This is a genomic window from Marinomonas foliarum (assembly GCF_003337275.1).
GTDB lineage: Bacteria > Pseudomonadota > Gammaproteobacteria > Pseudomonadales > Marinomonadaceae > Marinomonas > Marinomonas foliarum.
Genome location: NZ_QPJQ01000021.1, coordinates 37,360 through 62,926, shown reverse-complemented (window position 1 = coordinate 62,926; position 25,567 = coordinate 37,360). Strand labels below are relative to the sequence as shown.

General features: G+C 44.1%; 22 protein-coding genes. 10 read left to right on the top strand and 12 right to left on the bottom strand.

Features of this window, described 5'->3' with window-relative positions:
* Window positions 1-71: 71 nt before the first annotated feature.
* The 4 genes from DFP77_RS11790 to DFP77_RS19815 all read left to right on the top strand — a co-directional run bounded on the left by DFP77_RS11790 (window position 72) and on the right by DFP77_RS19815 (window position 3,018).
* Window positions 72-1,955 (top strand): methyl-accepting chemotaxis protein, encoded by a 1,884-nt coding sequence (locus tag DFP77_RS11790; RefSeq protein ID WP_114412484.1) that lies wholly within the window; start codon window positions 72-74, stop codon window positions 1,953-1,955.
* Between the two features lie 169 nt (window positions 1,956-2,124).
* Window positions 2,125-2,592 carry a DUF2127 domain-containing protein gene (locus tag DFP77_RS11785; protein ID WP_114412483.1) on the top strand — a complete coding sequence of 156 codons (468 nt, stop codon included), beginning with the start codon at window positions 2,125-2,127 and terminating at the stop codon, window positions 2,590-2,592.
* 16 nt (window positions 2,593-2,608) lie between these two features.
* Complete coding sequence (locus DFP77_RS19820) at window positions 2,609-2,749, top strand: GNAT family N-acetyltransferase (RefSeq protein WP_258861155.1); 141 nt, start codon at window positions 2,609-2,611, stop codon at window positions 2,747-2,749.
* Between the two features lie 8 nt (window positions 2,750-2,757).
* The gene (locus tag DFP77_RS19815) at window positions 2,758-3,018 is read left to right on the top strand and encodes a GNAT family N-acetyltransferase (RefSeq protein ID WP_258861154.1); all 261 of its coding nucleotides are present in this window, start codon (window positions 2,758-2,760) and stop codon (window positions 3,016-3,018) included.
* On the opposite strand, the gene DFP77_RS11775 is transcribed toward DFP77_RS19815, so the two are convergent.
* The 8 genes from DFP77_RS11775 to DFP77_RS11740 form a co-directional block, all read right to left on the bottom strand.
* Window positions 3,015-4,085 carry a DUF748 domain-containing protein gene (locus tag DFP77_RS11775; RefSeq protein WP_114412482.1) on the bottom strand — a complete coding sequence of 357 codons (1,071 nt, stop codon included), beginning with the start codon at window positions 4,083-4,085 and terminating at the stop codon, window positions 3,015-3,017. The genes DFP77_RS19815 and DFP77_RS11775 overlap by 4 nt on opposite strands.
* Window positions 4,086-4,223: 138 nt before the next feature.
* Entirely contained in the window at window positions 4,224-4,637 is a 414-nt protein-coding gene (locus DFP77_RS11770) for an acyl-CoA thioesterase (protein WP_114412481.1), read from the bottom strand.
* A gap of 107 nt (window positions 4,638-4,744) precedes the next feature.
* On the bottom strand, window positions 4,745-5,761 hold the full coding sequence (locus tag DFP77_RS11765) for a LacI family DNA-binding transcriptional regulator (protein ID WP_114412480.1): 1,017 nt from the start codon (window positions 5,759-5,761) through the stop codon (window positions 4,745-4,747).
* A complete protein-coding gene (locus tag DFP77_RS11760; protein WP_114412479.1) occupies window positions 5,758-6,393 on the bottom strand; it encodes a dual specificity protein phosphatase family protein in 636 nt (211 codons plus the stop codon). The genes DFP77_RS11765 and DFP77_RS11760 overlap by 4 nt, the downstream gene beginning before the upstream one ends.
* A 32-nt stretch (window positions 6,394-6,425) precedes the next feature.
* Entirely contained in the window at window positions 6,426-7,280 is an 855-nt protein-coding gene (locus tag DFP77_RS11755) for an inositol monophosphatase family protein (protein WP_114412478.1), read from the bottom strand.
* Window positions 7,281-7,378: 98 nt separating this feature from the next.
* Complete coding sequence (locus DFP77_RS11750) at window positions 7,379-8,497, bottom strand: ABC transporter substrate-binding protein (RefSeq protein ID WP_114412477.1); 1,119 nt, start codon at window positions 8,495-8,497, stop codon at window positions 7,379-7,381.
* Between the two features lie 37 nt (window positions 8,498-8,534).
* Window positions 8,535-9,704: an ABC transporter ATP-binding protein gene (locus DFP77_RS11745; RefSeq protein ID WP_114412476.1), complete on the bottom strand. Its 1,170-nt coding sequence runs from the start codon at window positions 9,702-9,704 to the stop codon at window positions 8,535-8,537.
* A 1-nt stretch (window position 9,705) separates the two neighbouring features.
* The gene (locus DFP77_RS11740) at window positions 9,706-11,535 is read right to left on the bottom strand and encodes an ABC transporter permease (protein ID WP_114412475.1); all 1,830 of its coding nucleotides are present in this window, start codon (window positions 11,533-11,535) and stop codon (window positions 9,706-9,708) included.
* Between the two features lie 185 nt (window positions 11,536-11,720).
* Here DFP77_RS11740 and DFP77_RS11735 point away from each other — a divergent pair, with 185 nt between their 5' ends.
* The 6 genes from DFP77_RS11735 to DFP77_RS11710 all read left to right on the top strand — a co-directional run bounded on the left by DFP77_RS11735 (window position 11,721) and on the right by DFP77_RS11710 (window position 17,886).
* A complete protein-coding gene (locus DFP77_RS11735; protein ID WP_114412474.1) occupies window positions 11,721-12,320 on the top strand; it encodes a pentapeptide repeat-containing protein in 600 nt (199 codons plus the stop codon).
* 33 nt (window positions 12,321-12,353) lie between these two features.
* Window positions 12,354-12,893 (top strand): hydrolase, encoded by a 540-nt coding sequence (locus tag DFP77_RS11730; protein ID WP_114412473.1) that lies wholly within the window; start codon window positions 12,354-12,356, stop codon window positions 12,891-12,893.
* A 187-nt stretch (window positions 12,894-13,080) separates the two neighbouring features.
* Window positions 13,081-13,365, top strand: coding sequence for a hypothetical protein (locus tag DFP77_RS11725; RefSeq protein ID WP_114412472.1), 285 nt, complete (start codon window positions 13,081-13,083; stop codon window positions 13,363-13,365).
* A gap of 95 nt (window positions 13,366-13,460) precedes the next feature.
* Window positions 13,461-15,815, top strand: a complete 2,355-nt coding sequence (locus tag DFP77_RS11720; RefSeq protein WP_114412471.1) for a zinc/cadmium/mercury/lead-transporting ATPase — start codon at window positions 13,461-13,463, stop codon at window positions 15,813-15,815.
* Window positions 15,816-16,169: 354 nt separating this feature from the next.
* Entirely contained in the window at window positions 16,170-17,474 is a 1,305-nt protein-coding gene (gene fucP, locus DFP77_RS11715; RefSeq protein ID WP_114412470.1) for an L-fucose:H+ symporter permease, read from the top strand.
* Between the two features lie 184 nt (window positions 17,475-17,658).
* On the top strand, window positions 17,659-17,886 hold the full coding sequence (locus DFP77_RS11710; RefSeq protein WP_114412469.1) for a hypothetical protein: 228 nt from the start codon (window positions 17,659-17,661) through the stop codon (window positions 17,884-17,886).
* Between the two features lie 52 nt (window positions 17,887-17,938).
* Here DFP77_RS11710 and DFP77_RS11705 read toward each other — a convergent pair whose 3' ends face one another.
* From DFP77_RS11705 to DFP77_RS11690, 4 genes are all read right to left on the bottom strand, one after another.
* The gene (locus DFP77_RS11705) at window positions 17,939-21,934 is read right to left on the bottom strand and encodes a non-ribosomal peptide synthetase (RefSeq protein WP_181858544.1); all 3,996 of its coding nucleotides are present in this window, start codon (window positions 21,932-21,934) and stop codon (window positions 17,939-17,941) included.
* A gap of 151 nt (window positions 21,935-22,085) precedes the next feature.
* On the bottom strand, window positions 22,086-23,324 hold the full coding sequence (locus DFP77_RS11700) for an MDR family MFS transporter (protein WP_114412467.1): 1,239 nt from the start codon (window positions 23,322-23,324) through the stop codon (window positions 22,086-22,088).
* A 66-nt stretch (window positions 23,325-23,390) separates the two neighbouring features.
* Window positions 23,391-24,242, bottom strand: coding sequence for an ABC transporter ATP-binding protein (locus tag DFP77_RS11695; protein WP_114412466.1), 852 nt, complete (start codon window positions 24,240-24,242; stop codon window positions 23,391-23,393).
* Window positions 24,243-24,245: 3 nt separating this feature from the next.
* A complete protein-coding gene (locus tag DFP77_RS11690; RefSeq protein WP_114412465.1) occupies window positions 24,246-25,298 on the bottom strand; it encodes a FecCD family ABC transporter permease in 1,053 nt (350 codons plus the stop codon).
* Window positions 25,299-25,567: the final 269 nt, after the last annotated feature.

Below are 25,567 nucleotides of genomic sequence, written 5' to 3'. Positions count from 1 at the left end.
GATACTGACCGTATGGTGTTGATTTTTTTATCCAAATACTAAATTTAACTCCTTAATTAAGGCTGTGGTATATGAAGGTATCTCATAAGGTTGTTTTGAGTGCATCTGTCGTGGTTGTTTTGGCATTCTCACTGTATTCGTGGTTGCAATACAGTAGTCTAAGAAGTGCGCTATTGGAAAAAACGACTACTAGTACTCAAGAGAGCAGTAAAGCATTGGCTTTGCAGGTAGATAATTGGCTACAAAACAAAATAAATTTGATTGAAGTTATTGCTCAAACGGTAAACGCAGACTTTAGCCAAGAGACGATTCAAAAAGCATTTGATGCGCCTATTAATAAGCAAGAATTTTTATTATTGTTTGGTGGTTTGGATACGAATGGTAGTCGGATCACCAATGATCCTAATTGGAATCCACCTGGCTGGGATGCGCGTAAACGCCCTTGGTATAGTACTGCTCAACAGCATAAGCAAACGATTTTAACTGAGCCGTATCCTGATTCAGTAACAGGCGAAATCTTGATATCAGCCGCTGCTACTTTTCGTGATCAAGGCACTTTTAAAGGGGCGTTTGGTGGTGATATCAGCCTTAAAACAGTCTCTGCGTCAGTAAATGCACTTAACTTTAATAATACTGGCTATGCATTTTTATTGAGTAAAGATGGAAAAATCATTAGTCATCCTAATGCAAGTTTAAACGGTAAGTCGGTTTCTAGTTTACTTCAGGACGGTGTGCCAACATTAAGCACAGACTTGGTAGAGAAACGGCTGGCCGACAATACTCCTGTTTATGTTTCTTTCAGTCCATTACCTAATTTGTACGGCTCAGATTGGTATGTCGGTGTGGTATTGGATGAAGATAAATTGTTCGCTAGTGTGCGAGAATTTGGTTGGATCGCTTTTTGGGGGACATTAATCGCAGCCTTACTTGTTTCTATCGTGCTGTATTTTGTTGTGACTCGTTTATTGCAGCCACTTCGCGCTTTGCATGAATCGTTAGAAGAAATTAATGGTGGGCAAGGTGATTTAACTAAGCGTCTGGCGATTACCAGTGATGATGAATTTGGTCATGTATCGGGTGAATTTAATAAATTTATTGATTATTTGCAGCGCTTAATTGGTGAAGTAAAAAATCAATCTCATCATATTCGCGAGAATACTGATAAGACTGCAGAATCTTCTGTGGAATCTTCTAAACAACTTTATACTCAGCTTAATGAACTAGATCAACTTGCGACAGCAATGCATGAAATGTCTGCCACTGCGCATGATGTTGCTGATAACGCGCAAACAGCAGCAAGTCGAGCAAATCAAGCCGACGTGGCTGCGAAAGAAGGTGAAGTCATTGTTGATAAAACGACAACGTCTATTGCTCAATTGACAGATCAAATGGGCGATGTAGTAACAACGATTAATGAGCTAGTGGGTTACAGCGACAACATAGAGTCAATCTTAACCGTTATTACTGATATCGCTGATCAGACTAACTTGCTGGCTCTGAATGCTGCCATTGAAGCGGCCCGCGCAGGTGAGCAAGGCCGAGGCTTTGCTGTCGTTGCTGATGAAGTTCGAACTTTAGCGTCTAAAACTCAAGAGTCTACCGAACAGATTAAGAAAATGATTCAACAGTTACAAGCGGGTGTAAGAGGCGCCGAAAAAGCGATTCTGGAGAGTCGTAAAAATGCGAATAATACTCAGCAGGTTGCAGACCAAGCTAAGGTATCTTTGGAGGCAATTCGCAAGAGCATTATTGAAATCAATGAAATGACTATTCAAATTGCTGCCGCCGCTGAAGAGCAAAGTGCAACATCCAATGAGATTAACCGTAATACTACGAATATTCGTGATATTAGCCAATCTGTTTCTGATGCTGCACAAGGTCAATCTGTCCTGTGTGAAACCATGGTTGAGATTACTGTAGAACAAGCGAGATCTTTAGATAAATTTAAAGTGTAGCCGTTTCTAAGCTCTATTAAGGCGAGCCAGACTTTTAGTCTTGCTCGCCTTTTTTATGCAAATTACTGCTTTTCTACAAGCACGGGTAACAAAGAAGGAAACAATATCGCGATCACTTTTTTGTCATCCAACTCTAGTATGATGATTCTTTTATCAAAAAGTCGAACCTATGAAGTTTGAAGGCTTAAAAGCAATTGCGGTTGTTGATGGAGTAAAAGGTCTACTGGCCTTATGTTTAGCCTTAAGTGTCAATGTTATCGCTAAGCAAGACCTACACCAGCTCGCGGCTCAGATAATGCAAAACTGGCCCATCTCTCCAAACAACTATTATGTTAATTTGCTGTTAACCTTCGTTGAAAAAATCATTCAGCAAGATCATGTATTAGTGATAATTATCTCTCTAATGTATGCCTGTTTTCGCTTTGTTATCGCCTATGGCTTATGGCATAAATTACGTTGGACGGAGTGGTTCGCTTTCATCAGTGGCTCACTTTATATTCCCTTTGAGCTTTATGCTATTTATCAAAATCCTAGCCATGTTAACGTTGCAGTATTGCTGTTTAATTTAATCGTTGTGGCTTACTTGTATTGGGTCCTAAAGCGAGGTGAGAAGGCATTATCGATCATGACTAAATAGAAGGTCTTTGAATGTTATGAATATTCGCCCATATGAAGAAAAAGACAGAAAAGTAGTGATTGCTCTATGGAATCAATGTGGTTTAGTGGCTCCTCAGAACGATCCTAATAAAGATATTGATCGCAAGTTGAAGGTAGGTTTCTCGTTGGAGTCGTAAACAATAGCGTGGTTGCGACGGTAATGGGGGGTTATGAAGGACATCGTGGCTGGATTAACTATTTAGCTGTTAGCCCAGACCATCAAAGAAAAGGCTACGGACAGGCGATTATGAAAGAGGTTGAATTATCAATCACAGCCAAAGGCTGTCCCAAAATAAATCTGCAAGTCCGTAATACAAATCAAACCGTCATCGAATTTTACAAAGCAATTGGTTATGGCAATGATGACGTTGTCGGCTTAGGAAAGCGCTTCGAACACGATAGCTAGTCACTCTTTGGTTTAAGCCCTTCAAACTTGTTATCGAATGCTTCTATAAAAGCGTTTTTCAATGCTTCTAAAACTGCGTCGAAAGCACTGATTTCTGGGTCATTTAGTGAGCCATTGATCTCTATTATCGTCGCGGCTTTGTCCGTATCGCTGTTGGTAAATAAGCCTGTTAGTCCGCCGCTTAACCCTTCCCAAGAAAGTTGGAATAGCCCATCGCCATCTTCTACTGCATCTTGTTGCCAATCCAGAATATCAACTTTTTTAAATAAGGGTTTTACGTAGCCAGTTAGCTCTCCATTTTCTGCTTTTAGCTCGCTGACAACTTCACCAGTGCCTGCTCGAAAGTCAAATCCGGCATAGGCTCGGGCAAAATCATTAAGCAAAGGCAGTGAGACAGATTCTGTTTTTAAGGCGATATTAAAATCGTCAGAGACAAAAGGATCGAACTCTGCGTTCATTTCCAAAGAGGGTGAATTAAGTAACTTTGCGTCTAGGTTTAAGCTCGCCACACGTTTACCGTCTTGTCCGCTGATATTGGTTAGGTTGGAAACGTTAGCGTGAAGTTCGGTAAGTTGAATATTAACCGGAGGTTCTGATTCGAAATTGCGAAAGGCAATGTTGCCATTGTTTAAGCTGATTTTACTGATGGTAATAGGTATAAGCCCTTCGACGACGCCTTGCCAGTCGCCACCTTTGCCTGATTGGGTGTTATCTTCTTTTTCACTGTCGACAAAGTTGACCTGTGGTGAATCTAGGGAGATATCAGTAAGAATTTCGCCTTTAAACAATGCGTGCCAGCTTAATGCAATATCTATGTTGTCAGCACGAACAAAGGGCACTTTGTGTGTGCCTTTTACTTTTGAAACAGACAGCTCGTGCAGCTGATACGCACCTCGATAAAGATCTATGTCGACGTTTTCTATGTGTCCCGAATAATCGCCCATATCAGACAATTTTTGATTCACTGTATAAAGCGCCCAATAAGGTAAGTACAGCCTCAATATGATCAGAATACTTAAGATCATTACGAGAAACGTAATAGTGTTTTTCAGTCGTTCTGCTTTCATGCTAATGTCTCCTTGTTAGCATTTAGCTTAAGTGGCAGAGCGAATTTTCTCAATGAAAATCAAGGCTTTCCATAATCCATACGCGACCTTTTCACTTATTTCGCACATTGTTTTACAAAAATCAGTCCGGCTTTATGGCTACTTTAAAGATGCAATAGATTGCTCGACTTTTTGTCTGATGTCATCAGGAAAAGGAACAGCGGCTTTGGCGGCTTTGGAGAAACAAACATAGGTCACATCCGCTTCAACAACCATTTCATTGGTAGGGAGTTTTACAATGGTTTGCTTCATGGTGATGCTGCGATTACCTATCTTGGTATAGTGGGTTTGTACCTCGAGTAGGTCACCGAAATTGGCTTGCGATTTAAAGTTGATATTGATATTAACAACGGGCCAAACAAAATCTTCTTGCATCCAGTCATCGCGTTCGAAAAATTCATCAAAGAAAGCCCAGCGTCCTTCTTCTATAAACTCTAAATATCGCGCGTTGTTTACATGTTGGAAAAGGTCTAGGTGATAGCCGCGTACTTTGATTTGTGTTTTGTTGAGCATGGTCACTCCCTATAAAAAAGCTCGAACGAAAAAGGTTACGATGCTTCAATCGAGAAGAAAATAACAAAATCGCTCGACTTTACTAACAGAGAAAAGGGGCGATGTGGTTAGCTTGGTCGAACCGAATGTCTCCAAACGGGTGGTGCATGGAAGGTTAAATGTTGCTTGTTACGCGCTTTGTCAGAGGCGTTTTCCAAGAGTTCTGAAATGGCATCGACCATAGCACCCAATGGTTGTGAAAAAGTGGTGAGCTGATAGCCAAGCCAACTTGCCTGTTCAATATCATCAAATCCGACAATGCAGATGTCTTCTGGAATTCGTAAACCAAACTCATTTTTAGCAACATCTATAAAACCACAGGCGATCAAATCAGTAACGCAAAAGACGCCGTCCGGTCTGTAACGCGAGGCTAATAAACGTCGTGCTGCTTCGACACCAGTTTGATAGCTAGTGGGCCCAGCTCGCAACAAGCTACATGCTTGTTTAGCATTATCGGCGGCTTGAATAAACAGTTTTTCACGAGTCAGTAAACTGGGTGATTGAATGGTTGACGAGACAACAGCAAGGTTTGTGCAACCAGCTCGTAGCAACATGTGATGAGCGTCTGCCATGGCGGATTGATAGTCGATACTGATGTGATCAGTGCCTTCAAACTGTCCAGCACGGTTCACAAGGATGACTTGCTGGCCGCTCTTTACACAGGTTTCAATCAAGGTGGTTTGTGGAGTGCCGGATAACACAATAGTCGCCGATGCGCGATAATTTAACGTTTGTCTTAATGCTGCATCAGCACTGGCTTCACCACCAGAAGTATTTATTACCATCACCGCCCGGCCAGCTAATTGCAAACGCTGGGTGAGGGCATCAAGTAAGCTAGCTTGATAGGGTGCATTCAGGTTAGCACCAAGAATACAAACGGGGCGGCTTTTCTCGTTAGATAAGCCACGGGCAAGATGATTGACGTGGTAATTTAGCTCTGCAGCAGCAGCCAGTACACGTTCACGAGTGTCTTTGGAGACGCTCGCACCTTGGGTAAAGGTGCGAGAAACAGCAGACCGAGAAACGCCAGCGAGTTTGGCTACTTCTGCGGCGCTGGCGATATTTTTCGGTTGCTGGTTTTTCATGCTTTTCTCATATCCTGACCAAAGCTCGCGTCGCGCAGTACCTTTTCCATGCTGGCGGCACGTTCTGCTAGGTGAATTAAGGCGGGTTTTGGGGTTTCATACCATTCATCTGGGTGAAGCTCTCGTTTTTCCCGAATATGTGCAATGGCAGAATCCAGTGTCGGGTAGCGATCTGGATATTCTAAATGCAAAAATAGGGCAACTATAGTGACGGAACGACTTCGTCCACCACGACAATTCACCAAAATATTGCCTTTTTCACGAACTTTATAGGAGGCTTTTTCAGGCAGTACCTGATCTAGAGCTGAACGCATTAAGTGATAACCTGCCAATATCATGGATTCAGGGTTTCCAGGGCCATCGATCATGCCAATTTTGTAATAACGCACAGGCGCCCAACCATGCTTTAGCAGGTGCTCCGGTGGGTTAGGCCCTTGTGAGTTTACAAGGTCAATATCTAGATTTATCGCGCAGTTAAGCACCACTTTAATATTATGTTTTTCAAGTAGTTCTGCGTCTGCCACACCAGTCGAGCCGCCAATGTAGATATCCACTCCCCAGCCCGGAATATTGCTCTCAATTAGGCTTATTGGTGGACGAGGGTAGCGCTTTTTTACTTTTTCGGTGGTCATAATTGTCTCTTTCATTGTATGGGATCAACAGATTAGGCAGTCAGTCCAAACTGATTTTCTTTTCGGTTATGTGTCTTAGTGGACAAAGATATCATGGTGTCATTGGAAAACTGTTCCGCGACACCAGGAGCGACGGCTAGAATGGCTCCGCCATGGGCTATCTCCTGGTGAGTCTGAGGGTAAACGCCTGTTCGACCGCCAGCTTCACGCACCATGAGTAAACCTGCTAAGCAATCCCATGCATTCATATGTGATTCAGCGTAGCCGTCAGTTCTACCTTCTGCTACCCAAGCCAATGCTAACGCGCCAGATGCGCCACGACGAATATTGGTGCCACTTGCCAATAATGAAGAAACGATTGCTAAGTAGATTTCTTGGGGAACCCGTGTAGACCATCCTAATTCAAAGGAGGAGCTATGGGTATCTGTTATAGTGGAAACTCGCAGCGCCTGACCATTTTTGCTGACGTAGTGGTCTTTGCGCGCTACATACATTTCGTTTGTCGTAGGGTTGTAGATCGCACCAAGTAGTGTTTCGCCGTTATGAACAAAAGCAATGGAAATACAAAAATGATCGATGCCACGGGCGAAGTTGGCCGTGCCATCAATGGGGTCAACCACCCAAAGGGATGGGTTGGTGACTGAGCCTCCTGTTTCTTCCCCAAGCAATCCATCGTTAGGAAAAAGCCGATGAATAGCCTGACGAATGTGTTCTTCTACTAGCGCATCGGCTTCTGTTAAAAAGTCTTGCTGGCCTTTCATGGTAAAGTCGCCCGGTTTTCTGGCGTGATAGCGTTCCAGTGCTAATGCTCCTGCGCTAAGAGTAATGTCATGCAGAGCGGTCTCACGTTTTTCTAATTCACTTTCTTTGATGTCGTGGAGGGTCAAGGAGGGATCCTTTTCTATTTGTTATATATAAATCAGTTGGGATAAATTCGTCCCAACTGATTTCATTCTTAGTAATAATCGCTAAAGCCTTTTACGGTTTAATTCTTGAAGCTTAGGCTCCACAGATCTTGCCAATCTTGACGGCTTTCCCAATCCGATTTTGCTGTGGATGCGTCATACCCCATGATTTGATCGCGCACTTTATCAATGCCTGAAGGCTCGTTAGCAGGCAGTTTAACGGTCTGATTGGTGGACATTTTACCGTCAACACCCTGTGGCGCTATGCCTTCAGCTGTCATCATGTAACGAATAAAAAGTTTCGCAGCGTTAGGGCTCTTAGTACCTGTGGTGATAAAGCCTAAGCCTGGGTAGCTCCAGCCACTAAATGGCACCATGTCGGCACAAAGGCCAAGCTTCATGCCATTTTTATTGTTTCTGAACTTAGCCGCGCTGACCATGCCAACAAAGCTATCCTTCACATCTGGTGCGCCAACGGCGTTGGCGGCTTCAGTGTCTGAACTGGTGACCAATGGGCGGTTTTCTGCGAGGGCTTTTACGAACGCTGCCGTCGCGCTGCTTTCGTTGGTTTTTAATGGTTTGCCGAATTCGGTTTGATAGGCATCGGCCATGGCTTTGTCGTGGTGTGTGGCTAGCTGATTAAACCAATCCGTGTAAGACGGTTTGCCAAGCGGATCCTGCATGGCGACTTTGCCTTGCCACTCTGGTTGGGTCAGTTGCCAAATATTGGTGATTGGGCAGGAGTCATAAAGGCCTGTGTTATAAGCCCAAATGTTTGGAGCTAAAACCACAGTAAGCGGCTTTTGGTAGGTTGCTGGAATGTGTTCAGCTAGATCGCTTGGAACCCAGCTGGTGACATAACCTTTTGATAAAAGCTGCTCTATACCTGCAGGGGCATCGGCCAGAATGGCAACGTCGGCTTTCACATTGCCGGCTTTCGCTTCACGGCTGACAATTTCGAGAATTTGTGAGGCTTTCGCTTTAATCCCCGTTGCTTGGATGCCGTATTTTTTGCTGAAGGATTCCGCCTGTTTAACAATTTTCCCTGTGGAATCATACACAGTTAGCGGTGCTTCTTGTTTTGCGGCTGCGATTAATGCTTGAAGATCAAACGAGTCTGCTGCTGATGCAGAAACAGACCCAAGTGAGGCTAGGCTAACGGTTAATGCAATAAGGCTTTTTTTCATGGTGAAAGTCATAACATTGTCCTTAGATTCGAGTTTAAGTTTGAGTCTTCTATGCTTGATTAACGAAAGGTTGAGCATTTGGTGCTTGGCTTGAACGAGTCATATTTGTAAACACATTGGTGTAGTCGATGTGACTTTCTGGCAGTACAAGACGATGGCCTGTTTGGTCAAAAAAGTGCAATGATTGGGTAGGTAAATACGCATTAACTTGCTCACCTTCACGCCATACCGGACGTGATTGCGTAGAGTGAAACAATCGGTCATCACCAAAACTCAGTTCAATCACCCAACTGCCACCCGTTGGCATGATGTTTTCTATTGTCATTGGCAAGGTGTTGGCATTGGCTTTATCGGATAGCACAATTTCTTCAGGACGAATTGCGCAGGCTTCAGCGTGTTTGCTTTCCTCTAACCTTGCTAGGATATGGTTGGCAATATCGACTTGGTCGCTCGATGATTCTGTGAGCTTGATCATATTGATTTTTGGGTTGCCAATGAACTCCGCCACAAAGCGATTAATTGGCTCGGCGTAAATTTCATCGGGTGTGCCGATTTGCTGTAGTTGTCCCTTATTCATCACCGCAATGGTGTTGGCCAGCGTCATGGCTTCCCATTGGTCGTGACTAACAAAAATAATCGTGGTACCAAAAGTTTGGTGTAAGCGACGTAGCTCGGCGCGCATTTCTAGTCGCAGAGTCGCATCTAGATTCGATAATGGCTCGTCTAGGAGCAGCACACCTGGATTCACCGCCAGCATACGTGCCAAGGCAACACGCTGTTGCTGGCCGCCAGACAATTGAGACGGATAACGGTCTGCGTATTCCAAAATGCGTAGCTTGCTCATCACATCCAAACAGCGCTCTTTGCGCTCTTGGGCTGGTACTTTTTGTAAGCGCAAACCAAAGTCCACATTGCGTTCTACTGTCATGTGAGGCCAAAGGGCATAGTTTTGAAATACAAAACCAATACGGCGCTGTTCCGGTGGAATAAAACAGGATTGGTGAACTGAATCGACCACCAAATCGTCTACGGCAATTTCGCCGCTGGTGGAATGTTCGATACCGGCAATCATGCGTAAAATCGTCGTTTTGCCACAGCCCGACGGGCCGAGCAAACACATGAATTCGCCGTCTTCCACTGTCAGTGATACTTGGTCAACGGAAGGTTCAGTATTGCCGTCGTAGCATTTCGTTAGATTGGTTAATGAGATTGTAGGCATATTAATTCTCCAGACCTTGAGCCAAACCAGTACCAGAGATCTTTTGGATCAAGACGGTGCCAAGCCAAGCGATAAGTGCAATCATCAAGACCACCGCATTGGCGGCTTGGTCGTAGTTGTAATCGAGTAAACGCAGTGAATAGGTGGTGAGAACATCCGTGGATGGAATCGCCAAGATAATGAATAGGCTGACGCCCTTAATACCGGAAATGAAAGGCAACAGAATTCCCGTTGCCAATGGCCCTGCTTGTATTGGGATAATGATTTTAGTCATGCGGCTAAACCAGTTGGCACCAGCAATACGTGCCGCTTCTTCCGGTTCCTTGCCCAGCTGTGTCATGGCAGCGATACCTGATCGACTGGCAAAGGGCATTTTGGAAGCCACTAGAGCAATAATTAATATGGCTGGCGTGCCGTACAGCGCTGGAATCGGGCCGCGCGAAACAGCGAACAAAGATAAAAACGCCGCCGCAAAGGCAATGCCGGGAACCAAATAGGGCAAGAAGGTAATTTGGCGTAAAAATGAGCCAACGCCTTTGAATGAACAGCGTAATACTGCGTAACCGACCAGCAAACCTAGCACACCAGAAATCATTGAAGACGAGCCAACAATGACAATAGTGTTCCACGCGGCCTGCCAAAATTCTGGTGTTAGCAAGATGCCATTGCGTAGGGCAACCGTGTCTAAATTACTGCCAATCCAATAGTCAAAGGTGAAGTTCTCCAGTGTAAAACGGCCGGGCAAAATCATGATGGTGGATAAGAATAAGGTCAGCAACGGCAGAACTACTCCGATCAATACAAAGGCCCCCGCAAAGCCAGATGCTGGCAAGCGCATACGGCCTAGTTTGCGCAGTCTGTCCATATTGCCTTTACCACCAACAGTGACGAAGCGGCGAGCCTCTTTCATCATGCGCACATCAATCAGTAAGGTAATCACACCGATGATCATAATCACGCCAGCAATGACCGCAGCCACGCCGTTTTGACGGGTGTCTAGCGCTCGATACAAACCAGTTGCCAAGGTGTCATAGCGCACTGGTAAACCTAAAATATAAGGCACGGCGAACTCGCCAATACAATCGGCAAAAATCAATAAAGCGGCAGACATTAAGGCAGGGCGAATTAACGGCAGAACAATAGAAAAAGCAATGGTTCGTGATGGCGCACCAAGTACCCGAGCGCTGTCTTCCATTTGCGAATCAAGGCGACGTAACGCATTGCCGACAATCAAAATGACCAAGGGCGTGTAATGCAAAACCAAGATAAAAACGATGGGAAAATAGCCGTAAGCCACGCTGTTTGAAGTGGTGATTCCTAAAGATTCTAGCCAGCCAGGTTGTCCGCCAACAGTACGGTTTTTAAAAATCGTCGTCCAAGCGAGAGCGAAGGTCCAAGTCGGCAACATAAAAGGCACAATCAGTGCTGTGGCGAACCAAGCGCGTCCTGCCATGTTGGTGCGATTCACTAACCACGCCAGCGCTACGCCAATACTCATGGAAAACACCACCGTACTGGCCGCAATGTCTAAGGTGTTGTAGAGAGGTTGCCATAAAAGGATTTCAGAAATGCGTGAGTACAGAGTGCGAACAATATAGTAAAGAGTGAAACTGCCTTCGTCTTGGTGGGTTCTGGCTTCGTCTCCGGATTGCACGATAAAGGAATCCACGAGAATGGAGAGCACAGGTGCAAGAATCAAATAAGCAAAGAAAATAGCCAGAACAAGACCAATCAAATTGGCAGGCTCGTGTCGGGCAACAGCAAATGAATGCCTTGCGCGTCGCCAAATATTTGGCTTTTTTTGCTCTGCTGCGGTGAGCAAGATGGTCATAGGTTATTCCTTAGAAAAACATGTAATTTTCTAAACAATAATCTTCCTCTATGACAAAGCGATGACATTTTGCACATATGTGCAATAAAAGATTTGCGAACGGTTTTTTAAGCTAAATAGCCTTATTAGATTGAGCGCGTAGACATCTCTTGTTACTTTAGTTTTTCTAGTAACGGGAGAGTGTAATGGAACATGTATTGCCGGACGATGAGGCTTTTTATGGCAAGACCTTTATGGATTTGTCGATGGAGCAGGGCAAAGTGAGTCGTAAGGTATTTGAGTCTTGCGTATTTGAATCTTGTGATTTCAGTGAAGCCTTCTTTGATGCTTGTACTTTCAAAGATTGTCAGTTCCGTAAGTGCAAATTAACGGCAGTGAATGTGAGAAACAGCAAGTTCTCAGATGTACAGTTTTATGAATCTAGAGTGCTGGGCGTGGATTGGACCAAAGCCTATTGGCGTGGCTTGGAGCTCGGTGCGCCGTTATTTTTTAAAGAATGTCTAGTGAATGCCTCGTCGTTTTACGGCTTGAAATTATCAGGTGTCGTGTTTGAAGATTGCCGAGCGCATGACGTGGATTTTCGAGAAGCAAGGATTTCCCGTGCGCGTTTTACTGGCACCGATTTAACCAACAGTTTGTTTGTGAACACGGATCTGACCGGTGCAGATTTTAACGGCGCGACAAACTACGATATTGATGTGAAGAAAAACACCATTAAAAACGCCATCTTTTGTCGATATGAAGCGGTAAGTTTACTGACGTCCCTTGGTATTAAATTGGTATAAAGCTCTCGTACAAAAACAAAAAAGGAAAGCTGCATGTTAAGAAAAGACAAAACCGGTTTGGTAGTAATAGACGTTCAAGGAAAGCTCGCGACTATTGTTCATGACAGCGAGGCCTTTATTGCCAATTTGGTCACGCTAGTAAAAGCCGCCAAGTTATTGGGAATGCCGATTCTGTGGTTGGAGCAAAACCCAGAGAAATTGGGCGCAACTGTGCCAGAACTACGCGAAGTTTTGGATAGGGTTGAACCTATTGCTAAGTATTCCTTTAGTGCCTGTGGCGAACCAGCTTTTGTCGAGGCGGTTAAAAAGGCCAAGATGAACTCGTGGCTGATTACCGGCATCGAAGCGCATATTTGTGTGTATCAAAGTGCGCTAGGCTTGTTGGATTTAGGTTATGACGTGGAATTGGTTAGCGATTGTGTATCATCTCGAACGATAGAGAACAAAGGCATGGCGCTCGCCAAGTTAGCTCGCAAAGGCGCGGAAGTGACTAGTCTGGAAATGTGCTTGTTTGAATTGATTGGAGATTGTCGAGCGGATGAATTTAGAGCGGCGCTTAGTTTAATTAAGTGATTACCCCCTCCCAACCTCCCCCTTGGCAGGGGGAGGAGTTTAGAGCTTTTTGTTCCCATCTTCTTGGCAAAAGGGTCCCTAGGGTGGGGTTATTTTATGTTTAACTTACCTTGATTAGTCTGCTTTGTGGTTTAATCCAGCAATAGTTTTTATTGATACTCAATACCTTTCCCTCTAGGCAGGCAACATGAACATAGACAAATCTAAAAAGCGTATCGCGAAGAAAGTAAAAATGGGTTTCAAAGGTTATCCGCAACTTTCCATTGCGTACTTCGGCGAAACAGAAGAAATCGCCACAGAAGTGGTTGTGACTTTTACGGCTGAAGAAGGCGCAGAGCCACAAGATCAGCGTTTTGCGGGCCAAAGTGATGTGCGTGAAGACGAAGTGATACAATCGGCCTTGGTGAAAATCATGGAACGCACTGACGCGAAAACGGTATTAGAAATAGAAGGTGTTTCGGTGAAAGCGTAAACACACTTTTTAAATTAAATATCAAACTGCTGCTTGACCTTGGACTGTACTCCAAGGTCTACACTCTTGTTATAGACTCATAACAGGAGAGATGTATGCATCATTTATCAGGTCAACATAAAGAAAATTGCCAATCTCATTCTTCATGCCAGTGTCACCAATCAAAACATCATTCATCACACGTACATCAAGAAACAAGTAGCTCTTGCTGTTCCACGCAAAGTGAGGTTTCCTCTTGCTGCGCAAGCGAAGATAGTGGAAAAAAAGAAAGTCAGTGCAGTTCTTCGGATGACGAAGGCGACGCCAGTTGCTGTGCTTCCGCGGAAGCTGACGATACCTCTGAAGCCCAATTAACCGGAAAAAATTATACTTGGCGAGTCAGCGGAATGGATTGTGCCAGTTGTGCGCGTTCCATTGAAAAGGCTGTATCTTCTGTGGATGGCGTGGTGAGCGCCAATGTGGTTTTTTCTACCGAAAAATTACGTGTTTCGGCGGATGCTGATGTGTCTGAAAAAATCCAAGAAGCCGTAAAAGGCATTGGTTTTGATTTACAGCCTTTAACGGCGGTTCCAGAAGCTTCCTCATCATTGTTGTCTTTTGAAAACTTGCGAGAATACGGCCCGATTGTCGGGTTGGCTGTACTGATGCTATTCAGCTGGGGGGTAACGCAATTTAATCCTGTATTGGGTGAGACGGCGTTTATTGTTACCACCCTGGTTGGTTTAGTGCCCATCGTGAAAAAATCATGGCGCATGATGCGCAGCGGTTCGCCGTTTGCCATTGAGACCTTAATGAGTGTGGCAGCCGTTGGCGCGTTATTTATCGGTGCCACCGCAGAAGCGGCCATGGTGTTGTTGCTGTTTATGATTGGCGAGTGCTTGGAATCTTTTGCGGCGAATCGCGCGCGCAAGGGCGTCAGCGCCTTGATGGCCTTGCTGCCAGAAGAAGCCTTGATTATCAAAAATGGTGAGCGTCAAAAAATCGCTATAGCGGATTTACGTCCAGGGGATGAAATTGAAGTGTCGCCGGGTGAACGCTTGCCTGCGGATGCTGAGCTTTTGTCCGAGATGGCAAGTTTCGATGAAAGCGCGTTGACTGGAGAATCGGTTCCTGTTGAACGATTGCGTGATGAAAAAGTTCCCGCTGGTAGCTTGTTGGCCGATAGGGTTGTACGACTCAAAGTAGTATCGAAACCGGGGAATAACGCCATTGATCGAATTTTGCATCTTATTGAAGAAGCGGAAGAGCGCCGAGCACCGCTTGAGCGTTTCTTAGATAAATTCAGTCGCATTTACACGCCAGTGATTATGCTGATTTCTGTTTTGGTGATCTTGATTCCACCCTTGGCCTTTGCTCAGCCTTGGGATACGTGGATATATCGTGGTTTGGCTTTGCTGTTGATTGGCTGTCCTTGTGCCTTGGTCATTTCTACGCCAGCCGCGATCACTTCTGGATTGGCCGCGGCAACTCGTCGAGGAGCTTTGATTAAGGGGGGGTTGGCGTTAGAGCAACTGGGTCGAATCAAAACCATCGCCTTTGATAAAACAGGCACCCTCACAGAAGGTAAGCCAAGCGTGACGGATGTGGTGACGTTTAATCAGGCTACTGAGCACCATGTATTGGCTGCAGCAGCGGCCGTTGAAATGGGGTCTCATCATCCGTTGGCGAAGGCCATTGTGGATTACACCGAGCAGCAGGGCGTCACTCTAGCTCATGCAGATAATCGTAAAACCTTGGCAGGCGTTGGTGTAGAAGGGGATTTAGCGGGTAAGAAAATAAGTATAAGCGCCCCAAGTAAGTTAGAACGAGCATTAGAGGATGCTATTCAACAGCAAGTTATTGGCCTTGAAGAAGAAGGTAAAACGGTCGTTGTTGTACTTGAAGATGGCGAGCTTTTCGGTTTGATCGCGTTGCGGGATAGATTACGCGATGACGCTAAAGCCGCGCTTAAAGACTTAGCTGATCTGGGTATTAATGGTGTAATGCTAACCGGTGATAATGCCCGTGCCGCAGCGGCGATTGCCGCGGAGCTGAACATAGATTACCGCGCGAGTTTGTTGCCGGAAGATAAAGTCACCGCGGTGACTGAATTGAATCAACAACAAGCCACCGCCATGGTGGGTGATGGTATTAATGACGCACCAGCGATGAAGGCATCTACCATAGGCATTGCGATGGGGAGTGGCACAGACGTGGCGTTAGAAACGGCGGACGCAGCACTGACGCATAACCGTTTGCAAGGCTTGGCTGAGATGATTCGCTTATCCCGTGCGACCAATGTCAATATTCGTCAAAATATCACCATTGCCTTAGGATTAAAGGCGGTGTTTTTGGTGACAACCTTGTTGGGTTTAACTGGGCTTTGGCTTGCCGTGTTGGCGGATTCTGGCGCAACGGCCTTGGTTACTGCGAATGCATTAAGGTTGCTCAGAAAGAATACCAGTAAGTGAATAGGCTATGTTTAGTATCTTGTTTTGACTGATAAAATGAACCGCCAGTCATCAATATTTCATTTATGTTAATGAAATGGGTAAGAAAATATCAATTCGTTTACAGAGCGCTAAGTTTTGTTCTGCAAGCGCATTTTTATAGAAAGTTGGTGGTAGGATTTCGCACCTTGTGTTTGATGTTGGTCGTAGAAAGGGCGCTTTTGGTGGTTTTAAATCTACCAAAATACTGTCCTAACTACGGTTGGCCTATATCAATGTCTGATGGTGGTGAAGTGCTTTTAGTCTGTCTCTTTTGGGGGCAAATTGCAGTATATCCTGCCATCCAACTATAAAATAATAGATGTTGTTTGCTTTATGAAAAATCAAAATACAGCTCCAGAAAAATCCTTATCTGCTCCGTTCGTTTATCCGAACATGAAAATCGCATTTATCTTATTGATTACCTGTTTTGCTGCATGGGGCGTTGCCGCCAACATGACAGATCCTTTGGTAAAAGTGTTTAGCAAAATTTTTACCATGAGCACCTTTGAATCGGCTTTAGTACAGTTCGCTTATTATGGCGCGTATTTCTGCTTGGCGATTCCTGCTGCGTTTATCAATGCCCGTTACTCTTATAAAGCGGGCGTGTTGACAGGATTAGGCTTGGCGATTTTAGGTGCTTTGGCGTTTTATCCTGCCAGTGTTTCGATGACCTATGGTTTCTTTTTAGCTGCTTTGTTTATTTTGGCCGCAGGCTTATCTATTTTAGAAACCTCGGCGAACCCATTTGTGATGACCATGGGGCCAGAAGGCAGTGCTGCACGTCGTTTGAACTTGGCTCAGGCGTTTAACCCTGTAGGTACTAACATCGGTGTGTTTTTGGCAGCGACATTGATTCTACCGAATCTAAACACGGCCACGGCAGAAGAAAGAGCGACTATGGCGCCAGAAGCCTTGCTTAGTATTCGCGCTGATGAGTTAAACAGTGTGATGACACCTTATGTCGGCATGGCGTTTGTGTTGATGATCATCTGGGCGCTTATCTATTTTATGCGTGTGCCTAAATCGGCTAATAAGATCAATGTTGATGAAGTGCAGAAGATTGATTTTGTAGCGACACTTGGACGCTTGCTCACTAGAAAACAATACCGTTGGGGCGTGGTTGCACAGTTCTTCAACGTGGCAGCGCAAACCTGTACTTGGACCTTTACCATTCAATATGTGCAAGAAACACTTGGCGGTACCGAAGCCAGTGCGTCTGATTACTTGCAGTACAGTTTGATTATTTTCTTGGTATCGCGCTTTGTGATGACTTGGTTGATGGGCTTTTTCCGTCCCGCTGTATTGTTGAGTATTTTGGCTTTGTTGGGCAGTGTGTTGTGTCTTTATGCTGTCATGGTGCCAGGTGTAACTGGTGTTTGGGCAATTGTGTCTATTTCAGCTTGTTTATCTTTGATGTTTCCAACCATTTACAGCATCGCATTGGACGGTCTTGGTAGCGATACGAAATTCGGTTCTGCGGGTTTGGTCATGGCTATTTTGGGTGGTGCCGTGATGCCATTAATACAAGGTGCAACTATCGATGAATACGGGGCTATCACATCCTATGTCGTGCCTGCTGTTTGTTTCTTAATTGTAGCAGCTTACGGTATGTTCTCAGTGAAAAACGCCTCTGTTTAATTACTGGTTATAATGAATGCTAAATAGCCTCGCGGATGCGGGGCTTTTTTTTACCTGTGACTTTGTGTATTAACTTCCTTATCATTCGTTAAGCGATTAAGGGTGCTAGTTTGTGATTTAGTGATATCGACAGGAATCAAAAACATTTTTGATTCCTGAAGCTATACCACTCCAGGTACCTAATATGCTGGAATATGAAGGCTTTGAAGTCACAGTGTTTGAAGCCAGAATGGCATTGGGTACGAAAAACTATGACTGGCTGCCAACTTACATCAACGCGTACAGTCCTTTATTGGAAGTGCAAAAAGCCGTAGTTGATGGAATCGTTGGGCGTTTAACGTTTTGTGAAACGACAGCGATAGATGATAGATCCGTTTTGTGGGTTAGAGCAATTACGTTATTGATTGGGTGATAGGAGCTATGAATAGCCGTCAGCATTATGCTGACGGCTATTCATTTAGTAGCTACTTGGCTTTAGCGTTTAATACGTGTTCATGGATGATTGGACCAATGATACTGAGGGGCTCAGAATCCAGCATGTCTTGATGTCGGCAAGGGACTTTATGAACTTCTATATTTCCTGTCACTCTTGATATCCATGCATTTGATTGATGCTCTAGAATATTGCCCATGGAACCATTTGCACTTTCTTCGGCCACAAAAAACAGCAAGTCGGCATTAACTTTTCCTGGTTTGAAGCGACCAGCGAGTGCTAAGTTGTTTTCAATAATTATTTGAACTCTTTCCATAATATCGGCTTGGCTTTTTTGAATGTCTTGAACCACTGACATGGAAGAATCGTCATAATCTCGCCATAACAACGACGCTAATTCTTCTTTGTTAATCGGCAATTTTTCCAATGTACTGAGATCATAACCAAGGAAGAGTAGGGCCGCTCTAACGATGTCCGCTTCATTTTGTGGTTGTTGATAACCAATTTTGTAAGGATAGCTGTCTAGCATGCATAAAAAAGACACTGTTTCACTTTGTGCTTGCAGTTTTTCCGCAATTGCATGGGCAACTAAGCCACCAAAAGACCAGCCTAGAAGGTTGTATGGTCCTTGAGGTTGAATGCGCTTAATTTGTAATAAATACTCTTCAGCCATTTCTTCTATGGATTCTGGCAAACGTGCCGCATGACGCAACCCTGTTGCTTGCAAACCATATACGGGAGTTGATTTGGGCAGATGACGCAGCAGTCCCGAGTAGCCCCAAGAAAGGCCTAGGGCAGGGTGAACACAAAACAACGGAGAATCCGTTCCACTTGATTTGATCGGAAGTGTGCTAATCATCGGATCCCAGTCTTCGCTACTACTTAAATAGTCAGAAAGATCAGCAATAGTGGAAGCTTTAAACAAAACACCTAATGGCACCTCAACTAATAAATTCTTCTGGATGTGATTCAAAATCCTTGTTGCGGATATGGAATCACCGCCAATTTCAAAAAAGCTATCGCGGATGCCGACAAGAGTCAGCCCTAGTGTCTCTGCCCAAAGGGTCGTGAGCATTTCTTCTAATTGATTTCTTGGTGGCTCATAGCTATTAGACGCTTGCCAAGACGGCAATGGCAAGGCTTTACGGTCTACCTTTCCATTCGGCGTTAATGGCATTTTGTGCAGCAATATGAAGTGTGCAGGAACCATATAGTCAGGCAGTACATTAATGAGCTGGCGACGAAGTTCGCTAGTATCAAGATTGGTGTCTACAGGTATAACGTAGGCCGCCAGCTGCTTGTCTCCATTGGGGGAGGTTTGAGCAACAACTATGGCTTGAATAACCTCACGGCATGCCAGCAAAGCGGATTCTATGTCACCAATTTCAATACGGAAGCCGCGGATTTTAATTTGATGGTCGTCGCGGCCTTGGTACTCCAACAATCCATCTTGGCGCCAACGAGCTTTGTCTCCTGTAATGTATAGGCGGCTGTCCTCTTTGCCGTATGGATTTGAGATAAAGCGTTCGTTTGTTAAGTCTGGTCGTTGGTAATAGCCTAGGGCTAAACCATCACCAGCAATGTATAGGTCGCCTGTTACACCTACTGGAACAGGCTCCATTGCGTGGTCTAAAACATACATTTGAGTATTTAGAAGCGGTCTGCCAATTGGAGGGTGACGAAGGTCTGTTTGTTTTGTAAGGGGCATAATGCTTGACCAAATCGTTGTTTCTGTTGGTCCGTATAGGTTGACTACAGGGTGGCCAAGTTTTGCCATTGTTTGAGCGAGTTGACCTGGTAGCGCTTCGCCTCCAACTAAAGGTTTAATGCCGTGTAATTCATTGCTGTATGTTGGTAATAATGCCTGCCAAAGAGACGGTGTAGCTTGGAGCAAGGTTACGCCTTCTTTGACAGCGAGCTCTGTTAAAGCTTGTGGGTCTCGAACGGTTTTCCTATCAGCAATCACTACGGATGCTCCAACTGTCATTGGTAAGAACAATTCAAGAATAGAAATATCGAATGAAATGGTGGTAACAGCTAAGAACTTATCTTGGCTTGTAAGATTGAGTTCTTTTTGCATAGCGTATAAGAAATTCATCAAGGCGCCATGTGGGATTTCTACTCCTTTTGGTCGACCCGTAGAACCAGATGTATAGATAACATAGGCAGGGCTATTTCCTTGGATTGTGATTCCAGTAGGGGGAGTCGCGTTGCTGTCTAAGGAAATATCGGAATGTGGCTCATCAATGAGCATTATTGGCGTCTTAACTTTGGGAAGCTGGCTAATGGCGTCATGACAGCTGAGTATTAATTTTGGCTTAGCGTCTTCAACTATACTGCGAAGACGCTCTTCTGGAAAATCTGGGTCCAGTGGTAGATAAGCCGCTCCCGCTTTTAATGTGCCGAGCAAAGCAACTAACATATCTGTATTTCGTGTTAGTGCGATTGCTACTAAGTCTCCTGGGCAAACTTGCTCTTTTATCAGCTTGTTTGCCCAAGCATTAGACAGTCCGTCTAGTTCTGCATAGCTTAAAGAGTTTTGCACTGAAGAAGAAACGGCAAGAGCAAAGGGCGTACTAAAGGCTTGCTTTTGAAAGGCATCCACAACGGACTCTTGAGGAATCGGACTAGCTGTATCGTTCCAAGCATGCAAAATTTTATTGCGTTCACTTTCGCTTAATAGCGTCGCTTTGCTGATAGGGGTGCTTGGCGAAAGTATCATGCCGTCTACTAGGCGCTCAAATTGTGCTAAATGGTTTTTTAACTCGCCTGTTGTATAGCGTGTTGGGTTGGCATCGAATTCGACTTTTAAACCGTTATTGTCATTGCGGTCAAAGATAAAGACAGTGAGGTCGTCGATTAGCGCGTTACTTAAGTTGTGCAACGATGTCGAACAACTACCAAAGGTTAAGTCGTAGTTAAAGGGTTCAATGTTGACGCCTAGCGAAGCTATTTGCTGCCCTGCAGACATTAGCCCTAGGTCTCGTTTTAAATCTTCATAACGATATTGTTGGTGGCGAAGCGCTTTTAGTACAACTTTAGATACTTGGGAAATTAACTCTTCTAGTGTTATTTCTGTTGATAAGCTTAGTCGAATAGGTACAGCGTTAGCCATCATGCCTGGAGTATTGCGTTGGGATCGCTGGGACCTTGCTGTAACTGGCATCGCGAAAACTAAATCGTTTGCACCTGTCATACGGTAAAAATACGCGGCAACTAAAGCAATAAGAGTTTGTGGCAGGCTAGCATTAACCAGTTGTCCGACAGCTGTTAACTTGTCTTTTAGTGTTTGTGATAGTGTTAGCGATTGTCGTAATGACTTGCTCTTTTGTGATGGATCTACCCTTTGTGAAAGTGATGCAGTATCGGGCAAGTTGATTAGATTTTCTAGCCAGTACTGACGATCTTTCTTATAACGTTTAGAGGATTTATATTCATTTTCACTTTCAACTAGTGACGCCAGTGACCCAAAAGGATTGGCTCCTGTATCCTGACCCTTGACTAGTGCGTTGTATATTTGAGCGAGTCTGAGGGTAAGTAAATTGCCTCCAAAACCGTCTAAAGCGACATGATGGCAGCGGTGGTACCAGTAGTAATGTTTATTCGCTATTTTAATAAGATCGCTGCGCCATAACATATCGCCAGGCTTTGTAAGTGGTTGCATCATATCATCTGTCATCAACTTTATTGCGGCTTGATGAGGATTGTCAGTATCGCTCACGTCCAGTAAAGAAAAATAACCTTCATCTGTTTGTTGAATTATTTGGATGGTTGAGTCATTTTCTTCGATTATTTGGCTGCGAATGCAATCAGCTTCGCTGATGAGCTGCTTTATAGCGGATGTGAAGTGAATAGTATCAATGCTCCCTTTAATTTCCACATATTCGGCAATATTGAAGGCAGTATTTTTAGGGGCTAATTTTTGGGCGATCCATTGTCCGCGTTGGGCGGTAGAGAGGGGGAATGCAAATGATTGTTGATAAATAGGTTCTTTTGAACCATAGCAATTACTATGACTTTTAATCATTTGTTTGCTCCTGCAAAAAATATAGTCCATTTGAAGCACGTGATTAAAGCGCGCTAAATTTTTACTTAAATTAACATAAAGTTATCTTAGTATTAAGTTATTAAGTGAATATTTACATATATATGAATGTATAACTGCATGGCATGATGTTTTATTGCATTAAGCCGATATTTTGACGCTTAGCATGTTGGTTTACTTGTAAGAAGAGCAGTGCGCCAGACAAAATTCCGAAGCTCGCTAGTCCTGACCAAACCCAAGCATGATCTATGTTTGTTGAAGATAACAGCCAACCGGTGCTGATGTTGCCGATAAACGCGTAAATACCACCTACACAAGAATACAAACCGTAATGGCTACCTAGCTCTTTAGGTGAACAAAATTTAGGCACATAAGAGCCTAACAGCGGGAACACTAACATAGAGCCAAGGCTAAAAAAGACCGCACAAATAACGAATGGCAAGGCTGGTAGCCACGGTAGACTAATATTGAGCCATAAGTAGCTGGAGCCCATAATAGCCATACCTAACCCAACGCCACGCGCTGTTCCCAAGCGAGATTCCACGAACCGACTTACAGGCATTTGCATTAATACACCCATAATAGAAGAGGTTGCGAAAACCCAAGTAATGATACTAACGTCTTGAGTGACGGCGCGAATTTCATGGGGAACAGCAATATAAAGCTGGTGGAATAATAATTGATAGACTGAGGCACACAACACAAATTGCATAAATGATTTATGCCTAAGCATTTGGCTCCATTGTTTCCAAAAGTGCGAATGGGCGTGTACTGTATTTTTTTGTGATTCTAGTTCAGGTAGGAAACACCATTGAATAACAAATAGTAAGGAAAATAACCCCGCTGAAATGACACCAACTAAAGCGAAATCGAAGTAGAGTAGAGATAAGCCTACCAATGGTCCTAGTAACATTCCTGCTCCGGACGTAAGGTTTTGCAGTGCGAAGACTTTATCTCTGGCTTTTTGCTCTGGGTATTCCGAGGCTAAATAAGCTTGGCTGCTCGGCGTGAAAAGTGCGCCAGCAAAGCCAGAGCAAAATGCTCCTAAAATTAGGGTGGGAATAGTCTGACCAACACCGAGTAAGGTAAAACCAATAATGCGAACGGCACAACCCAATAGAATGAGGCGCTTGTAGCCTAGTCTATCCCCTAAGGTACCACCAACTAGAAACATGCCTTGCTGGCTTAATACTCTAAGCCCGATGATCACACCAACATACCAACCACTGATGCCCAAATTATGCTGTAAGTGATCAGCTAAGTAGGGTAGTAGCATGTAAAAGCCAAGATTGAATGTGAAACCATTAATGACCAATACTCGGCCGGCAGGAGAGAGTAATTGCCAATCTTTTATTAGGTGTTTTGAAAACATGATGGTGTGATTGTAAGCCTTAATAAAATAATAACGTGAAACAATCGATTTCCGAGCCTAGAGCGATCAGATAATACCCTCAGCGATACTTGTTATTTTTTTAGTCTTAGGCTGATGATTTGCTTCTGTAGTCTTGCTGGTAGAAGCCCCCCGGATGTTTCTAATTGTGCGTACAAAAGGAATCCCTGAGGCATCTTTGGTAATATCAGCATTGACGTTATAGACATTTTTTACCAAAGACGGTGTGAGAATGTCGCTTGGGTGACCGTTGGCAACCAGTTTGCCATCTTTAAGAACGAGCAGATTGTCAGCATATTGAGCGGCAAGGTTAAGATCGTGAAGTACCATGATGGTAATCCAGCCTTGCTCTTTGGTCTGCGCATCTAGATGATCAAGAAGAACATGCTGAAAATGTAAGTCTAATGCGCTGACAGGTTCGTCTAACATGAGGATTTTAGGCTTACGCATTAAAGCTTGAGCGAATAAAATCATTTGGCACTGACCGCCACTCAGCTTATTTACTTGGCGGTCTGCAAGATGCAACAGACCTATCTTATCTAGAGCGGATAGCGCTTCTTCGATAACGCTGTCATCCAAGCGAAAACCTAAAGTATTTAATTGCCCAAGTAACACAACTTCTAAAACACTTAATTCCACATCGAGGCGAATATCTTGGGGCATATAACCAAACTGCTTGCGCCATCGAGATAGCTGCTTGCGCTGGAGTGTTTCGTTATCAAAAGAAATGGCGCCTGATTTAGCGTGAATATCGCCAAACAAGGTTTTTAATAGCGTGCTTTTACCTGTGCCATTTGGTCCAATAATTACGTTTACTTTACCTGGTTCTAAGGCAAACGACATATCATTGGCTAGAACGAGGTCGTCTAGGGTGACGTTAAGATTATTTACTGTCAGCATGGATTAGCGCCTTTTACCTAAGATCAACCAAAAGAAGAATGGCACGCCAATGATGGCGGTGACAATACCTATTGGGAAGAGGGCTCCAGGCACGATAACTTTAGACAAAACAGACGCACTAGAGAGTAAAAAAGCTCCGATAATAAACGACAGAGGTAAGAAAAAACGTTGATCTTCTCCTACTAACATCTTAGCAATGTTAGGTGCCACAATGCCGACAAATCCAATAATGCCAACGAAACTGGTGACGGTTGCCGTCATTACAGCGACGATCAGCAGAGTTCGTAACCTGAGCTGAGTGATATTAACACCAAGACTTTTTGCTCTTTCTTCACCTAATCGTAATGCGGTTAGTTTCCAAGCATCACGAATTAAAAAGAACATACAGACTACTGTGACGCTGGCGATAATAGAAAGATTGCTCCAAGAGGCTTTTGATAAGCTGCCGAAAAGCCAGAATAGAATTTGTTGGCTTAGCTCCGGTGAGGATATAAATTGCACAAGCGACAATAGAGATTGAAAAAGGAATAATAAAGCGATCCCAGCCAATATAAGTTGTCCTGAGCTAATGTGTCTCATAGTGGCTAGCGCAAATAAAAATGTAGCAGCTAACATACAGCAAACAAAGGCCCCTAAAGGCACGGCAATATTTGTATTGATGCCTAAAGAGCCGAAATACAACATCATAGCAGCACCAAACCCCGCTGCAGCCGCCATTCCTAATGTGTAGGGGCTCGCCATAGAGTTATTAAGTAGAGTTTGCATTTCAGCGCCACCCACACCTAATACGCCACCCACCACGACAGCCATAATAGCTATTGGTAATCGTAAGCTGGATACAATGACTTGTGTTGTTGCATCTACTTCGACAGGAAAACCAATAAGATTCAGTAGCGCTTTAGCCACATCTCTCACGTTTAGCAAAGAAGGGCCTGTTGCGATGTCTAATACAAAAGAAAAGACAAGAATGATGAGTAGGATGCTGATGACCGACCAACGACGCTTTTCGCTACGACGTTGGTTTGAAACCGCATCAGAGATTAGATCTGATTGCATAAATAGTTTTCATCAGGATTAAGTGATGAATATTGCTCCGTTATGTAAAGGGGAGAGACTGCACTATATTTGAGAATAATTTTCGTTTGGAATCTTACGGATAGAGAGGAATTTATCAAGAGGTTATTAGAATTTAAAGTGAATTTAAGACGCATTATCATCTTTCCGTTTTTTATCTCTGTGCTTATAGATAGATATTTCCATGATGTAGCGATGCTTACAGATAATTTACAAGAGTTTATCGTACTTGTAATTGAAAATGATTATCA

What these genes read in the sequence shown, in the direction of transcription:
- DFP77_RS11725 (WP_114412472.1), top strand. Translation starts at nt 13,081, where the DNA reads ATGAACATAGACAAATCTAAAAAGCGTATCGCGAAGAAAGTAAAAATG.
- DFP77_RS11695 (WP_114412466.1), bottom strand. Translation starts at nt 24,242, where the DNA reads ATGCTGACAGTAAATAATCTTAACGTCACCCTAGACGACCTCGTTCTA.
- DFP77_RS11720 (WP_114412471.1), top strand. Translation starts at nt 13,461, where the DNA reads ATGCATCATTTATCAGGTCAACATAAAGAAAATTGCCAATCTCATTCT.
- DFP77_RS11745 (WP_114412476.1), bottom strand. Translation starts at nt 9,704, where the DNA reads ATGCCTACAATCTCATTAACCAATCTAACGAAATGCTACGACGGCAAT.
- DFP77_RS11700 (WP_114412467.1), bottom strand. Translation starts at nt 23,324, where the DNA reads ATGTTTTCAAAACACCTAATAAAAGATTGGCAATTACTCTCTCCTGCC.
- DFP77_RS11730 (WP_114412473.1), top strand. Translation starts at nt 12,354, where the DNA reads ATGTTAAGAAAAGACAAAACCGGTTTGGTAGTAATAGACGTTCAAGGA.
- DFP77_RS19820 (WP_258861155.1), top strand. Translation starts at nt 2,609, where the DNA reads ATGAATATTCGCCCATATGAAGAAAAAGACAGAAAAGTAGTGATTGCT.
- DFP77_RS11690 (WP_114412465.1), bottom strand. Translation starts at nt 25,298, where the DNA reads ATGCAATCAGATCTAATCTCTGATGCGGTTTCAAACCAACGTCGTAGC.
- DFP77_RS11740 (WP_114412475.1), bottom strand. Translation starts at nt 11,535, where the DNA reads ATGACCATCTTGCTCACCGCAGCAGAGCAAAAAAAGCCAAATATTTGG.
- DFP77_RS11735 (WP_114412474.1), top strand. Translation starts at nt 11,721, where the DNA reads ATGGAACATGTATTGCCGGACGATGAGGCTTTTTATGGCAAGACCTTT.
- DFP77_RS11760 (WP_114412479.1), bottom strand. Translation starts at nt 6,393, where the DNA reads ATGACCACCGAAAAAGTAAAAAAGCGCTACCCTCGTCCACCAATAAGC.
- DFP77_RS11785 (WP_114412483.1), top strand. Translation starts at nt 2,125, where the DNA reads ATGAAGTTTGAAGGCTTAAAAGCAATTGCGGTTGTTGATGGAGTAAAA.
- DFP77_RS11770 (WP_114412481.1), bottom strand. Translation starts at nt 4,637, where the DNA reads ATGCTCAACAAAACACAAATCAAAGTACGCGGCTATCACCTAGACCTT.
- DFP77_RS11750 (WP_114412477.1), bottom strand. Translation starts at nt 8,497, where the DNA reads ATGACTTTCACCATGAAAAAAAGCCTTATTGCATTAACCGTTAGCCTA.
- DFP77_RS11765 (WP_114412480.1), bottom strand. Translation starts at nt 5,761, where the DNA reads ATGAAAAACCAGCAACCGAAAAATATCGCCAGCGCCGCAGAAGTAGCC.
- DFP77_RS11710 (WP_114412469.1), top strand. Translation starts at nt 17,659, where the DNA reads ATGCTGGAATATGAAGGCTTTGAAGTCACAGTGTTTGAAGCCAGAATG.
- DFP77_RS11790 (WP_114412484.1), top strand. Translation starts at nt 72, where the DNA reads ATGAAGGTATCTCATAAGGTTGTTTTGAGTGCATCTGTCGTGGTTGTT.
- fucP (WP_114412470.1), top strand. Translation starts at nt 16,170, where the DNA reads ATGAAAAATCAAAATACAGCTCCAGAAAAATCCTTATCTGCTCCGTTC.
- DFP77_RS11775 (WP_114412482.1), bottom strand. Translation starts at nt 4,085, where the DNA reads ATGAAAGCAGAACGACTGAAAAACACTATTACGTTTCTCGTAATGATC.
- DFP77_RS11705 (WP_181858544.1), bottom strand. Translation starts at nt 21,934, where the DNA reads ATGATTAAAAGTCATAGTAATTGCTATGGTTCAAAAGAACCTATTTAT.